Source organism: Paenibacillus sp. FSL H7-0690, from assembly GCF_037980415.1.
Lineage (GTDB): Bacteria > Bacillota > Bacilli > Paenibacillales > Paenibacillaceae > Paenibacillus_AQ > Paenibacillus_AQ odorifer.
In genome coordinates, this window is the sequence record NZ_CP150281.1 from 5,997,028 (window position 1) to 6,011,828 (window position 14,801).

The window sequence follows — 14,801 nt, forward strand, 5'->3', positions numbered from 1 at the left end:
CTACTCCTTTCCACCATTGTTCAGTTTCTCCTTTAGGCGAGCCATTTCTCTTTCGAGTACGGTCGCTACGGTCTCACCCGCTTGCACCGCATATTCCTGTCCCATGCGCCGCAAATCACGCAAGCTCTTTGCTTCTAATTCCCAATCCGACATCTGATCTTCCAGACGTCCGAACATTTTGGGAACATCACCACCATTGCCATAAGCACTGGCTCTTTGATTCATCCGTTGCTGCAATCGCAGCGACTCCATTCGTGCCGAATAATACTGACGTTTGCTGTACACCGTTTGATACTCTATTTTCAGCTCATTCAGCTGTGCTTCAAGTTCAAACAAGGATTGCTTGCTCTGTTCTAGCAGCCCGCTATATTGCTCCAGTTTTTCCTCGTGAATGATCTTTTCTTGTAAAGCCAGCTTCGCGAGATGATCCTCGCCTGCTTTCAGTGCCAACAACGCCTGCTCTTCACGTTTGTTTCTCATGGCAGTTGCTTGGTTCACTTGCTGCTGCAATTGCTTCGTGTGGGAAGCATATTGCTGGTACAGCCTTTCAGCTTCACTGATTTCCTCACGGGTTGAATGTAGAAATTGATCAATTAGTTTCACGGGATCTTGGCTTTGCTCCAGACGTTCGTTTAGATTAGCTACAGTAATATCCCTCATGCGACGAAAAACACTCATGATCTCCTGCTCCCTCCCTGCTTCTTGTTTAAGTACATTGCTTCTTAATAAGTACCCTTGTTACTTCTGCCCTTTAATGCTGATACGCCCCAGACGATCAACGCCACTCCTAGAAGTGGTCCAATGATCCAGGAAAGCTTCGCGATCAGGGACATCACACCAATGAACATCAGTACCCAACCAATAATCTTGCGTCCGCTCTTAATCCCGTAGTACCCGAGAACAACCAGCAATACCGGGAAAAGTAATCTGAACATTCCGTGGATCAGAGGAAGCGCAATGCCGAGCAGCATAACCGCACCAATCACAATCAGTACAACCGCTAATCCGTTTCCTTGTCTTCTTTGCATTTTTTCTCACCGCCTTTCGTTGTCCTTAACCTTATAGCCTTATTCTAGGGTAAATCGCAGACTTTCAAAACAGACCAACGACGGTTTTTCGTACTGGACCTTAGTCGAGGTAGCTGTACGACTACAGACCACTGTTGGGCTAGTTGTAGGTCATAACCAACCTTTGCACATATAAATGGGAATGCTACCCATCAAAAATTAAAAGGACACCACCCTATATAGGTGATGCCCTTTTGAACTTTCCTTTAGGGTTAACTATGCGGCTCTTTATCAAAAAACCTCGCTCCGTAATCTTTCAATAATAGTCTTCTTAGATATGCTGTGGTAACACAAAACGGGTACTACAATAGAGATCAGCATAAAGGGGATTATACTAAGTAAAATAGGGGTTAATGTAAAAGTCCAAGTAAAATAATCAAGTTCTGCTCCCATTGCGGGTACTAGGGTAGTATTTGCCAAGCTTCCTAGCACAATCGAAAACATCAGCCCTAGGAAGGCATACCCGCCCCCCTCAAAGATAAGCATTTCTTTTACCTGCTTATCCGTCATGGCTATTGATTGCAGCATGGCAATTTCTCGTTTTCTGGTTAAAATAGAAGTTTGCATGGAATTTATGAAATTCAGAATCCCAATAACACCTAGCAGAATACAAAATGCACCTCCTACCACCTCATACATAAAGATTAAACTACGAAAGGTTTCTCTAGAAGTATTCTTCGAATAGAAATCCAATCCGGTATCCGTATGTAAGCAATAGTCCTCCAGCCATTTTTCTGTCTGAGTTAAATGTTCATCATCTACGTTAAAGATTGTATACATTGGCAGCATAGAATCTGCATGGGCAAGCAGTTCATCCGAAGGCAACAAATACTCTAATCCTATATCATAATATGCCACTGAGTGAATAGCTCCCGGAAAATCAACAATGGCAAGCACTTCATATTCCTTTTCCTTTCCGTTTCCAAAACTCACTTTAACTTTATCTCCCGGATGATAAATGCTGCTTGTACCATCTAGGAATTTCTTACAGTTAGTAACATAGATTCCCTCTCCGTTCTCCCAGCGTTTTTGATCCAAAGCTCCTTCCTTTACTTGAATCATCTGTGCCGGCCACTCACTGAAACCAAATGTATTCACTATTGATCTCCGTTTCACCATTTCCTGAGAACTCAGAAATTCCTCTTGGTCCTTTTCATTCATCAATCCGACTTCTCTTTTCAGCGCAGACATTGCCTGATCACTTAAATTTTGTGTTAAAGGGAGTACATAAACATTACCGCTATTTTCAAGCCCGTCCAATGACTCTACTTGTTTTATGAACTCATTGCTTACACCGGAAGTATCAAATGGAGGCGAATTATTTATGATAGAAGTATCAGCAACCGTAAAGTCCGAAACAGACTGAAACTCAATGAACTTATTAAAATCAAAAGAATGCACAAGACCATAAGTACTATTAAGAATAACCAAACTAAGTGTAAAAGAAAGCGTGACGATGATCACTTTTCGGGGGTTCCTCTTTAAATTAGCCATTGCTAGACGAACGGATGTTATTGGTTGAGCTTTTTTCTTTTTTCTTCTTAGTTCTCCCGCCTGTTTTCCTTCAACATAACTTAGAGCTTCTATTGGAGAAACCCTTGATGCAACCTTTGCTGGCCCTAAGCAACTTAATAACACTGTGCAGAGGCTGAATATAGCGGCAATAGCAAAAATAAGCGGGTGTACACTTGTTACGACGCGCATATCTTCACCAAAAATATCGATAATAGCCGGAACAAGAAAACGACCGATCGTCCAACCTATCACTAGTCCAAAAGGAATACCGATACAAGCAAGATATATTGCCTTATAACGAACCATTCTTTTGATTTGTTTTGAGGTTGTCCCAATGACTTTTAATAAACCATAAGATTTAATTTCTTGTGCAATTGAAATATAGAATATATTGTAGATTAACAAATATCCAGCTAAGAAAATCACTGTGATTACAAGGAAACCTAGAAGTATATTTTGAGGTTCAGATCCTAGAATATCATAAGAAGCGTTAACAGTTATTTGACCATCAAAATCACTTCTGCTGGCAAGTTGTTCAGATTTCGTTTCAATATCCCACGTATTCGAAAACCAAAATTGACTGTTGATATAGCCTGAGTACACATTGGGACGGTTGTTCCATGGTTCAGTTGCCACAGGAGCTATTAAATCTGCATATTCACGAGAAAGCCAAATATTTTGACGCCAAGAGAGCGGATTTCCATCCCAAATTCCACAAACGGTAAAGGTATCTGTTATTGTTTTTTCATCTGTTTTGAAGGTTAACGAAATAGATTGACCTAATGTATGGGGAAGACCCAGCGCATCCAATACCAAGGTGCTTACACTTATGTCTTTCTTTTGCTGTGGCATGTTTCCAAGCTGTGGTAAGCTATACGCCCATTTTGCATACTTTTCCTCACCATACCTCACTTCTGTAGGTAACTTAGAAAAGGCAGCCCCCTGTGCATCACCGATAAGAACCGAATAGGAGATGTCCTTAATCATTAAATCTGAAGAGACTCTTTTATACTCAGGCATAGACATTTGATGAAATCCACCATGAGCATTGCTCCCCGCGATTCTCATCTTGTTGTCTTTCATTGACTCTAACAAACTCCCTGCAATAGTAAATACACTGGTGAACATAATCGCAGCCAAGGCTATTGCCAGAATAGCAAAATAATTTTTGCTAGATTTAAGAGAGCGCTTTGCCAATTTTTTCATAGTTTTTCCACTATTGTGTTTCAAAGTTCCCACCTCCCTTGCATTATTATTCCGCTTGTCTTAGCTGTTCAATAACACTTGAACGGGAAATAGATTTGTACAACAAACCAGGAATTATAGAACAGATCAACAAGACAACCCCCGAATATATGATTAAAGAGGTAACCGGATATCTAAACACTCCATAGCCTATATATTCATGCAATATATTAAAGACCAGATAACTAATGCCACTACCCACTATTAATGTAAGAACAAAAGCAATTAGAGCAAACCAGATTCCTTCAAAGGTGATCAGCCATTTAATCTGCTTCTTCGTCGCGCCAATAGATGCTAGAACAGCAAACTCCTGTTTTCTGGATACAATGCTTACTAATATAGTGTTAATAAAATTCAAAACACCGATGCTGCTTAAAATGATAATGATAACAATAGAAAGATTGGAAAAAGACTGCTTTAAGTCAGCAAACGCTTTTGCCTGTTCAATTTTTGAGGTGCGTGAAATGCTGCTGTCTCCGCTTGTAAGGAGTTTGACCTCATTCAACACATCCTGTTCTTTTCCTTTTTGCGCATTAATCTTAATAGAGTAAATCACAGCATCAGAATGATATTTGTTGATAACATTATTTGACACAATTAGCCATGGAGCAGCACCACTATTCATAGCATCACGTTCAAACGTCATTTGACCGCCAATTTTCACCTTATAGCTCTTGTTGTTGTCAATTACCGTAAAGGGTATCTGTACACCTATTGGAATGCCATTCCCATTAATATCAGTTACCAATGCTATCTTCCCTTTGGAAAAGTCGCTTAAATTAATCGGGTTCTTAGCAGTACGGTTATACTCCTCCAGTTTTTTATCATCAATGCCGATCAATAAACCCCAAAAGTTAGTTTTAGGATCTTCCTCATAATGTTTTTTATCTCTGAGTTCCTCATTCACACCTGCACGAAATTCATTGTAATTTCGCAGCCACTCACCATGAGTACTATCTGAATAATGCTGGAAAATAGATACTACCGTCGTTCGTTCGAGTTCACGGATCCCGTTTACTGCGGAAATTTGCGACAACAACTCAGGAGTAAAGTGCTGCTCCTCTGTTGGATTAAAACTGGCTCTGGTCATTTGGTTATACATAGCAATGTCGTATTTAACCTCTGCATTGATGTATTCCTCCGCACTGAAGGATTTTAGAAATGTGGAAAGCACCACAAGTGCAGTGCTGCCTAAGAAGAGCGTTAACACAACAAAAAGCAATCTTTTTTTACTACGGAGTATATTTTTTAACGACATATACGGTATTTTCGCGCCATGTCTACCTCTTGATTTTTGTTTTCCGGATTGTGTATCAGTATGTTTCGACGCTTCAATCGGAGAAATTCTCCCTGCCTTCTTTGCAGGTGCTCTATAGCTTAAAAATAGAGTTAACGCTGAGAAAAATAGGGCCAAGAGCAACACCCATAAGTTGACTTGCCTATCTATGGATGAGAAACCCTCATACGAAGATAAGGCAAGCGGCACTACGTAAAATGAAAGCCCCCATCCCAACAGCATCCCCACAGGCAGGGCAAAAAAGGCTACTTTAGCAACACTGTAATAGACAATTTGCTTGATTTGCGCACTAGTCATTCCCAGCATTTTCAGCAGCCCATAAAATCGTACGTCTCGAGTAATAGAGATATACGCAACGTTGAAAATAATAAGGTATCCATCAAACATAAAAAACAAAACCATTATTACTGCAACCAGTGAATCCTTGACATTCATATTCAATTTACCGTCATATGAAGGAATCAACTGCTGATTTCCATCCAAATCAATGGAGGCTCGAATCTGCTCGATTTTATCGTGATAATGTCTGGTATCTTTAAATAATAACCCTACAAGATTCGGCACTTCCTGCGGATGTTCTCTTAAAAATGTTTCTGAAAAAAAGACAATTCGATTGTTTTCAGAATTGATATTTGCCGTGTCCTCATAGAATCCAGACAGAGTAAAGGGAAGGCTCTGAACCTCTGCGTCGCCGTTTTTTGAAATATCACTGATAGCAACAGACAATGAAACCTCCATTCCAGTCTGCGGCTTTGAGTATCCCAACCTATTCAACAGCCATGTTGACATCATGATTTCATTGCCTTTAGCAGGATAGGTACCCTGCATATTATCTACAAGTGATCCGCTATATTCCTCCCAATTTGTAGAACTGATCATCTGTATATCAATCCCAGCCTGTCCCTTATTATTGACAAGTGATCCCATTTTGGTTTGAATATTCATTTCAGGCTTTAAAATATCAAATTTACTTAATAAATCTAATTGATTCTGTGTTGGACGACTCAAAATAACATTAGCACTTGTCCCGGTTTCTTTCATTTCTTGATGTTTAGATAATTTCAAGTAACTGTAAAATGTGCTGCAAGCTGCTGTAATCAGAATGGTCGTAAGAATGATGGCGCATGCCAATATAATATTTCTGGTTTTGTTTGCCTTATAGTATCTCTGAAATAATTTTCGGATGACGGATGAAGAATGATTTCTATACATTTTTTCCCTCTCTAATCCACGATTTTCCCATCCTCCATACGGAGAATCCGATCAGCACGCAAGGAAATTTCGTTGTTATGTGTAATCATAATGATTGTTTGATTTAGTTGGTGACTAGTCATTTCCAGCAGCTTGATTACCTCTTCACTTGTTTGACTATCCAAATTTCCAGTGGGCTCATCGGCAAGGATAATAGCGGGCTTCATCGCTAAAGCCCTTGCAATTGCTACACGCTGTTGTTGGCCCCCAGACAAATTGTTGGGTAAATTATTCAGCTTCTCCTTCAGTCCTAACATCCTTACAATGATGTTCACATACTCCTTATCCACCTTGTTTCCATCAAGTTCAATCGGCAGAACGATATTCTCGTAGACATTAAGTATCGGCATTAGATTATAATTTTGAAAAATGAACCCGATATTTTTACGTCTAAAAATCGTAAGCTGATCACTGTTCATCTTTGACAGTTCTTTCCCATTCACTTCTACGGTGCCAGAGGTAGGATTATCAAGGCCCCCGAGCATATGCAGTAGCGTAGACTTACCGCTGCCGGAAGTCCCAACGATAGCCACAAATTCACCTTGCTCCACACTCATTGTTATGCCATCCAACGCTTTGACAGGGTTTGGTTCACTACCGTAATACTTTCTCAAGTCGTTAGCTTTTAATATACTCATGCACAACCCCTCTATTTCTTTAGAATATCTGATGATAATAAATGTGATTATTCCCCATATGCCCTACTGTCTTTTATGAAGTGGTATACAAACGATAGTAAAATTCCTCTTCCTGCATTAATTGATGATGTGTTCCTCTCTCTATAATTTGACCTTCTTTCAAAACAGAAATTATATCTGCACCTCGAATTGTAGATAAGCGGTGAGCTATGATAATAATTGTCTTTCCCTTAAATAGTGATAGAATCTGGTCTGTTATTTCATGCTCTGTATTGTTATCCAGCATTGAAGTAGCTTCATCGAATACCATAATAGGTGCATCTTTAAAAATGGCTCGTGCGATAGCTAAACGTTGCTTTTCCCCACCGGATAAACGGATTCCATTCTCTCCTATAACTGTATGCCATCCATCCTTTAAGCCATGCACCAGATCGTATATGTTCGCTCCTTTTAATGCTCTTTCGACTTCTTGATCAGTGACACTCTCTTTGTTTAAAACGATATTATTATAGATAGTATCGTTAAGAAGAAAAATATTCTGACTGACAATACTAATCTGTCTTCTTAGACAATCTAATGTATATTCAGAAATCCTTCGCCCATCTAATGTTATTGTACCGGCAAGGGGCTCCCAAAGACGAAATATGAGTTGGATAATAGTAGTTTTTCCTGCTCCGCTTGGCCCAACGATAGCGTGAATGGTTCCCTCGTTAACGGTGAATGAAGCCTTGGATAATATTTCTGTTTGATTGTAGCCAAAGCTCACATCTGAGAACTGTATTTGTCCATTAATTTCACAACTTAATTTCCCGCTATCTTTAATGGTCGATTCTCGAGTTAGAAGAGTGTTCAGTCTATCCCACGATACATAACTTGATGCCAGATCAGCACTAATATTTAACATACTCATGACCGGAGAAATCAATCTTTGAGTATATACCTGAAAACTAAAAAGATCCCCAATCGTCATCAGTTGTGTGATGACATTAAATCCTCCCCATCCAACGATTGTGACTGTAATAATCGAGCTAATAAAATTCATAAGTGAATTATATTTAGCCATTGCTAAAGTTGTATTGATTTTAGCTCTTGTGAAATCATCTTCATTTCTTTTAATCTTTTTATTTTGAAATATTATCAGTCCGTTTTGGACAAAATTCATCAAATTCATAATTAATTCCTGCAAGGAACTTTGCAACTTTATAATCGAATGCCTACTATCTAAGGTAGCTTTTTCTATTTTTTTGTTTGACGATATTTGTAGAAAAATCATCAGCAGAATAAGGCCAATCATGACGATCGACATGTTATTTTGTAATTTGAAGATGAGAAATAACACACCGATGATCTTTATGAAGTTATATGCCATTGTTAGTAACTGTCTCGCTAAAATATCTGCTATACTCTCGACATCCTGAAGAACTAGAGTAAGCAAATCGCTACTATCTGCATAGGTATAAAATTCTCCAGACTGCTTACAAATACAATCCAGGCATTCTTCTCTTATTTTTAAGGTGATTTCCCTTTCTAGCTTTACAGTTAAATTCTGCGAAACAATCATGCTAATATACCCAATAATACTGACAACTAGAATAATAGATATATACTCCAATAAAGACGACAGATCTTTGTTGGATATAGATTGATCAATAATTTGTGAAATAAGATACGGTGTTAGAAGAGATTCTATGGTGCTAAATAAAAGACATAGCCCGATTGGAAAATAAAATTCACGTGATCCCTTTGTGTATTTCCATATTTGTAATATCATTTTTGTCTGTCTTATTTTTAACACCTCTCAGTGTGTCACTAATACAACTGATTGTCTCCAGCATAAAAGGGGTTATATTTTTCAAATCAAGTCTTACCCTAAATTCCTCTTCCAATGCCTGTATTAACGGGACGACAGTTTCAGGTACCATAATCCCCATTTCAAAAAGACTGTCATTAGCTTTCAGAGTTTCATCTATTATGTTCTCACCCGCAGTTGTAGAGACTTGTCTAATCAATTGTTCGATTTTTGCATAAACGACGTTGCTTTCTGCAAATTTAGCATTTCTTCTTTTATAACGATGTGAAGATATCGCTGCTTGCAATTCACGTTCTATCCACTGACTCTTTATACATTTATTAGATAAATTTCGATAAATATCTTTTATATCTGCATAATTTTCTAACATGATTGTTCTAGCAACTAAACCGGACCCCACAGCTGTTGCCTTGCTATTGCCTGAGAACACAAAATACTTTCCGAGTTCCGGGTTAGTAAAAACAGGGGTCATATCTGTTATTAGTTGTATTGTTTTATGTGAATTGAACCAAAATTCATTTGGTGAAGGAAAAAGACTTCCTCTTACCCCTAAAACTGAATCGAAAATGGCTGGTTCGCTTAACTTATATCGATTTCTTACAGCGGAAACTACAACTTTATTTTGTTTTAGCAATTCATCGCATATTTCTTTTATTTCATAGTTATCCTCATCCAGTAAAGATAGACTTAAGTTTATGATATGGCAGTCTATAGTAAGGCAATATTCCAGTGCTTCTCTTAATATTTGTGAACTAGTAAAGCCTTCGGCATCCAAAATAGAGATTGAAATGAATTTTGAGTCTGGACATATAGACTTGATTACTATAGCGCATGCAGTCCCATGCCCTGAACGATCCACTTCCTGCTCTTCTTTTTGAAATGAAATTGAGTCTATTAATCGCTCACCAATGAGCGTGGCCCTTATACCAGAATCAATAATCACTACTATGGGCTCCATAATGTGCTCCTGTTAAAACAATATTTTTAAACCACTACTGAGTTCCAAGTAACGAAACCCGGCAGTGGTTTTATATAATAAAATAAATCCCACAGTTTACAGAAAGTTATATATTATGCAAACCAATTATTTTTAGGTGTATATATCGTGTCATATTTTACACAACCCTTTGTGTTCCCATTAGATTTACCAACGAATTTATTATGTTCAGTACAATCATCATCACATCCTTGTCCCTGAACATTAGATTGGTTGATTGTTATTGGATTTTTAATTTTTTGCACATTTAACATTCGATTATTTCTCCTCTCGTTTTTTTAAAATTTTATTTAAGCTTAGCCAAGTGGATTCCAACGTGGAGTATATTGATAAGTGGACCAACAACCCGCTGCGCTACCATCGGCTTCTTTTTTTCCAGCCCATACTTTAACTTTGCAGTCATCTTTACATCCTTGAGCTTCTACATTGGAAGAAAGGGTGGTTTTTCTTGTGATTTTAGTGACCTTCATACGCTCAGTCCTCCTTTCTAATTTATTTTTTAATGGGGTGGGATTTATTCTACTAACGCAATTAAATAATTTTGACTAGTTCTTCAGTATAAATTGCCGATTCAATAAAAATGTGCTCTAGACAACACCTTGTTCCAGATGCTTTATTAAAATCACCTGTTTTTATCCGATTAATAATTTTGCATCTGGTGGTTGTACAATAGTGATATCGTTCACAACCATCACACTCTGCTATGACTCGATTATCCTCGGAATGAATTTCTACTAATTTTTCTTCATCTATTCCTTCAAAAATGTTTCCAATACAAAACTCTTCTACCCCGTTTGCAATAATACAAGGATAAAGTTTCCCATCTGTATCTATAGTCAATGAGCCAATTCCACCATCACAAACTGAATTTTTGGTTTTGTTAGGCGCATCATTTATAAATCCAACATCAAGTGTTGTGCTTATTTCTTGGTTATTGTGCAAATAAGATGTAATAAGCTTGCACTGTTCCAAAAGTACTTCAAGTGATTGTTCATCCCATTCCCTATCATTTTCATCCGGTACTGGCATTATATTTTGAAATCCCAACCGAATTAACTCAATAACACCCTGATTTAGCTGTGATACATTTGAGCTGGTCACAGTCATTCTGGCTACTGCATCTGGTCTTCGTTCTAGCAAACGCGATGCATTCTTTTTAACTAAATCAAATGAACCGGAGTAATTTTTATAAACTCGATTTTGGTCGTGTGCCTCCTTGGTACCATCAATACTGATTGAGACATTTTCGTATTCATTAGATAAAAGTTCTAAAATTTCATCATTTATAATTGTTCCATTGGTTGTAATCGAAAACTTTGCTTTTGGTATTGTTTTTTTGGTTTTATTTATAAATGATTTTATTTTTGGAAAAACCAACAAGGGTTCTCCTCCGTGTGTCACAATATTTATTTTCTGATCATTTATCTTCCTCATGTGTTCTAGTAAAAAGCCTGGTATCTCATTAATTATTTCTCCAGTAATTTCTTTTGAAAATTTTTCTCCTTCATAACAATAACTACATTGCAGATTACAGTCTCTTGTAAAAAAAATAGTTACATTGATTGGGATCAGCTCCTCATAAATTCATCTTTACGCCCATACTGACTCTAAAAAACTCTTCATTCCCATACAACGTTGTTCAAAATCATCTGGAGACTTCAAATCTACAATCTCGTGTATACAACTCCAACAGAAGTAGTTAACGTTACAAGTTTTACATTTTTCCATTTGTTCCGGTTCATATTGTTGCAAGCTGTCACTTAAAAACTGTTTGTCACTTAAGACTAAACACTCTTCCAACGATGCTATGTCCATGATATCCCCAAGTTTATGTTCGGGTTCTATGAACAAATTGCATGGATATATTCCGCCATCACTCTCAATCGTGAGTGTTTTACACCCTGCTGCACAGGAACATGTATAGAATTTCTGATCTTCTTTTTCCCATTTATCTTTCAACGATATATCCACACTGGTCTTTTTAGAGACTGTGGTTGTAAGCAACTCTTTATTCTGCTCTGCTTGTCCAACAAAACTTAACGCTCGTAGGATCCCTTTACAACCCAACCTTTTATTAAGCTCAAAAAATTCATCAACATAATTTTGGTTGGTAGCGCTTAATATCATAGAAGTTGTTATTTTATGAAATCCATTTTCTTGTAATAAATGAATGGCTGACACTGCTCTTTTAAAAACCCCTTTACCTCTGACCACTGAACAGGTTTCTTCGTCCACTCCATCCAAACTAATATCTATACTATTAATCGAATTTATAATATATTTGACGTTATTTTCGTTTATTAATGTCCCATTAGTCATTAGAGAAATATGACCATCAAAGTTAACTCTTAAGTAAGTAATGATTTCTTTAAAATCTGTTCGAACCAGCGCTTCTCCACCTGTTATCGTTATCGCCTCGGGGTTAGCAGCAATTATTTTGTCCAGAGCAGAGATTATCTCTTTCGTTGTAAATTTCTCATTTGTAGCACAGCTATCAACATTGACCATACAATGCTTGCAGTGGAGATTACATCGATTTGAAATAGCAAAGCTGACATCATGCAGTCTTGTCTTTGGCGTTTGAGAGTCAAACACTTCTATTCTGCTTAGAGACTGAACTACTTCGGACATATACTCACGATCCTCATCATCCGCCATTGCGTCCATTAATTCCCCAAAACTATATTTGCGTTGATCACACTCATTCAGAGTTTCTTGACAGACTCTTGGAATCTTAACCCACTTCCGATTAAGTCTATTAAAAACAATAGCTAGATCATTATTAAATAAAAACTTTGTATTGGGGGAAAAGCTTATTACATCTTTTTGTTCCAAAGTCCTTCTCTCCTCTACATAGATCTCTTGAAATATTCATTTTTTTCTTCAGTTTCGTTGTAAATTTTAATTGCATTATTAAAATAGAGATTTTTTGGTGCCCCTTCTATATTCCATGTTATTCCAAAAATTTACTATTTTATATAAAAAAATTCGTTTACAATGTTTTTTTTGAGGACTATACTAACTATTTGTTCTAGAAAATTACATTTAATATACAATAAAACATTTTTAAAGATTATAAAGAAAAGTCCACTTTCAACTGTCTACTAAATAAAAATCTCGCTTTCGAATAAATCCCGAGAATGTATAATGATCAAATAAGAAACAAAGGAGAATTACTATGAACATACTGATCGTTGAGGACGACCGTAGTTTAAATAAAGGGATCGCTCTCACTCTTTCTCAAAACAATGTCATGATCCATCAAGCCTACGATATTGCCGCGGCGGAGCATATTTTCGCAGTTAACCCTATTGATCTCATCATTCTGGACATCAATCTGCCAGACGGCAGTGGACTGGATTATTGCGAGCAACTTCGCAAGACCTCACGCGTACCCATTATTTTCCTAACCGCCAATGATATGGAGTCCGACATTATCACCGGTTTTGCATTGGGGGGCGATGACTATATCACTAAACCATTCAGCCTAATGGTGCTTCGCGCCAGAGTAATGGCAGTGCTCAGAAGAACGGAATCACTAGGGACTGGAAAAATAACATTGGGTCTCTTAGAACTCGATTTTGAGAAACTGGAGTACAGCAAAAATAAACAATCGCTCCAGCTGAGCAAAACTGAGCAAAAACTGCTGCGGCTGCTGGTGACGAATACGGGCAATATTTTGACCCGAGAACAGCTGATAGACAAGATCTGGAGCAAGGATGCCGAATTTGTGGATGAAAACGCATTGACAGTAGCCATCAAACGGCTGCGTGCTAAACTTGAGGATGACCCGGCAGCACCCAGATATATCAAGACCATTTACGGACTTGGATACATGTGGACTGAAGGGCAAAAACCATGAAAACCAATAGCCCACCTGCTAATTTCAAGCAAATTCATAGGCTCTTTTTACTGATCATCCTTATACTAGTGGCCTGTTTTATCGGCAGTATAATGTTTCTGTACGGGTTCGACCCCACTCTGCTCCAACTGACTTCTCTATTTATCATCTGTATATTAGCGACAGGAGCCGTATGGGTCTGGTTATGGAACCGCCAGATCGCAATCTATATACAGACCTTGGATACTGCGATTGAACGGGCTATACATGGCCTGCCGCCACTCACTAACTATGAAGAAACCGCTCTGTCTTCGATGGAACATAAACTAAAGCGGTATATAGGGATGGCTAAGGCGAATGAACGAAATATCCAAACAGAGAAAAACAAAATAAAAGAGCTGATCTCGGATATCTCCCATCAAACCAAGACCCCCCTCTCTAATATCATGGTATTCAGTCAGTTGCTCGAAGAGATGCCCGGACTAAATGAGAATGTCCGGCACTACATACAGCATATTAAAGCGCAGTCAGATAAGTTGGATTGGCTGATTCAGTCTCTAATCAAATTATCACGTTTGGAAACAGGAATGATCTCCCTACAGCAGATTGAGGCGAAACCGCTCATACAAACTCTGACGCAGGCTTTATCCCAGATTTATGCACAAGCGGAAAACAAACAAATTACGATCAATATTGACTGCGAGACACACATCTTAGCCTGCCACGATGTCAAATGGACAAGTGAAGCACTATTCAACCTGCTCGAGAATGCTGTGAAGTACACACCACATAACGGACAAATTTCCGTTCTTGCTGAAAGCAACGAGATGTTCACCTGTCTCCACCTTACCGATACTGGACTTGGAATCCCCAGCGAAGAAATCCCTCACATCTTTAAGCGGTTTTACCGAGGAAAGCAAGCGCGTGAATTCGAGGGGGTCGGCATCGGGTTGTTTTTGTCCAGAGAGATTATCACGGCGCAAGGCGGCCATATCAACGTCATTTCTGAAACTGGAAAAGGTACAACCTTCTCTGTTTACCTGCCCCAGCGCTGAAATAGAATGTGTCATTATGGTCAGAATTCAGACACTCTCCTGTCAGATTGATTTGCTACCCTTAAATCATGGACAAACAGATCTC

13 protein-coding genes are annotated in these 14,801 nt (G+C 38.2%); 2 read left to right on the forward strand and 11 right to left on the reverse strand.

Annotated features, from left to right (window positions below; genetic code table 11):
- From MHI32_RS26275 to MHI32_RS26325, 11 genes are all read right to left on the reverse strand, one after another.
- Complete coding sequence (locus MHI32_RS26275) at positions 1–678, reverse strand: PspA/IM30 family protein (protein WP_036685541.1); 678 nt, start codon at positions 676–678, stop codon at positions 1–3.
- A gap of 44 nt (positions 679–722) precedes the next feature.
- Positions 723–1,028, reverse strand: a complete 306-nt coding sequence (locus tag MHI32_RS26280) for a hypothetical protein (RefSeq protein WP_076130307.1) — start codon at positions 1,026–1,028, stop codon at positions 723–725.
- 270 nt (positions 1,029–1,298) lie between these two features.
- The gene (locus tag MHI32_RS26285) at positions 1,299–3,812 is read right to left on the reverse strand and encodes an ABC transporter permease (RefSeq protein ID WP_217696589.1); all 2,514 of its coding nucleotides are present in this window, start codon (positions 3,810–3,812) and stop codon (positions 1,299–1,301) included.
- Positions 3,813–3,834: 22 nt separating this feature from the next.
- Positions 3,835–6,336 (reverse strand): ABC transporter permease, encoded by a 2,502-nt coding sequence (locus MHI32_RS26290; RefSeq protein ID WP_076281977.1) that lies wholly within the window; start codon positions 6,334–6,336, stop codon positions 3,835–3,837.
- Between the two features lie 11 nt (positions 6,337–6,347).
- A complete protein-coding gene (locus tag MHI32_RS26295) occupies positions 6,348–7,013 on the reverse strand; it encodes an ABC transporter ATP-binding protein (RefSeq protein WP_076130305.1) in 666 nt (221 codons plus the stop codon).
- 73 nt (positions 7,014–7,086) lie between these two features.
- A complete protein-coding gene (locus MHI32_RS26300; protein WP_340011337.1) occupies positions 7,087–8,784 on the reverse strand; it encodes an ABC transporter ATP-binding protein in 1,698 nt (565 codons plus the stop codon).
- Entirely contained in the window at positions 8,744–9,781 is a 1,038-nt protein-coding gene (locus MHI32_RS26305; RefSeq protein WP_076220403.1) for a S8 family serine peptidase, read from the reverse strand. Before MHI32_RS26305 ends, MHI32_RS26300 begins: the two co-directional genes overlap by 41 nt.
- Before the next feature lie 113 nt (positions 9,782–9,894).
- Positions 9,895–10,074 carry a hypothetical protein gene (locus tag MHI32_RS26310; protein ID WP_076220402.1) on the reverse strand — a complete coding sequence of 60 codons (180 nt, stop codon included), beginning with the start codon at positions 10,072–10,074 and terminating at the stop codon, positions 9,895–9,897.
- A 42-nt stretch (positions 10,075–10,116) separates the two neighbouring features.
- Positions 10,117–10,290 (reverse strand): hypothetical protein, encoded by a 174-nt coding sequence (locus MHI32_RS26315; protein WP_175620029.1) that lies wholly within the window; start codon positions 10,288–10,290, stop codon positions 10,117–10,119.
- 61 nt (positions 10,291–10,351) lie between these two features.
- Positions 10,352–11,404 (reverse strand): radical SAM protein, encoded by a 1,053-nt coding sequence (locus tag MHI32_RS26320; protein WP_340012772.1) that lies wholly within the window; start codon positions 11,402–11,404, stop codon positions 10,352–10,354.
- A gap of 6 nt (positions 11,405–11,410) precedes the next feature.
- The gene (locus MHI32_RS26325) at positions 11,411–12,655 is read right to left on the reverse strand and encodes a radical SAM/SPASM domain-containing protein (protein ID WP_076220400.1); all 1,245 of its coding nucleotides are present in this window, start codon (positions 12,653–12,655) and stop codon (positions 11,411–11,413) included.
- 343 nt (positions 12,656–12,998) lie between these two features.
- On the opposite strand from MHI32_RS26325, the gene MHI32_RS26330 reads away from it, so the two are divergent.
- Positions 12,999–13,682, forward strand: coding sequence for a response regulator transcription factor (locus tag MHI32_RS26330; RefSeq protein ID WP_340011338.1), 684 nt, complete (start codon positions 12,999–13,001; stop codon positions 13,680–13,682).
- The gene (locus MHI32_RS26335; protein ID WP_340011339.1) at positions 13,679–14,716 is read left to right on the forward strand and encodes a HAMP domain-containing sensor histidine kinase; all 1,038 of its coding nucleotides are present in this window, start codon (positions 13,679–13,681) and stop codon (positions 14,714–14,716) included. Before MHI32_RS26330 ends, MHI32_RS26335 begins: the two co-directional genes overlap by 4 nt.
- The last annotated feature ends 85 nt before the right edge of the window (positions 14,717–14,801 follow it).

Excerpts from the sequence above, each read along its gene's own strand:
- MHI32_RS26275 (WP_036685541.1), bottom strand. The coding sequence starts at position 678 with ATGAGTGTTTTTCGTCGCATGAGGGATATTACTGTAGCTAATCTAAAC.
- MHI32_RS26280 (WP_076130307.1), bottom strand. The coding sequence starts at position 1,028 with ATGCAAAGAAGACAAGGAAACGGATTAGCGGTTGTACTGATTGTGATT.
- MHI32_RS26290 (WP_076281977.1), bottom strand. The coding sequence starts at position 6,336 with ATGTATAGAAATCATTCTTCATCCGTCATCCGAAAATTATTTCAGAGA.
- MHI32_RS26295 (WP_076130305.1), bottom strand. The coding sequence starts at position 7,013 with ATGAGTATATTAAAAGCTAACGACTTGAGAAAGTATTACGGTAGTGAA.
- MHI32_RS26300 (WP_340011337.1), bottom strand. The coding sequence starts at position 8,784 with ATGATATTACAAATATGGAAATACACAAAGGGATCACGTGAATTTTAT.
- MHI32_RS26305 (WP_076220403.1), bottom strand. The coding sequence starts at position 9,781 with ATGGAGCCCATAGTAGTGATTATTGATTCTGGTATAAGGGCCACGCTC.
- MHI32_RS26310 (WP_076220402.1), bottom strand. The coding sequence starts at position 10,074 with ATGTTAAATGTGCAAAAAATTAAAAATCCAATAACAATCAACCAATCT.
- MHI32_RS26315 (WP_175620029.1), bottom strand. The coding sequence starts at position 10,290 with ATGAAGGTCACTAAAATCACAAGAAAAACCACCCTTTCTTCCAATGTA.
- MHI32_RS26330 (WP_340011338.1), top strand. The coding sequence starts at position 12,999 with ATGAACATACTGATCGTTGAGGACGACCGTAGTTTAAATAAAGGGATC.
- MHI32_RS26335 (WP_340011339.1), top strand. The coding sequence starts at position 13,679 with ATGAAAACCAATAGCCCACCTGCTAATTTCAAGCAAATTCATAGGCTC.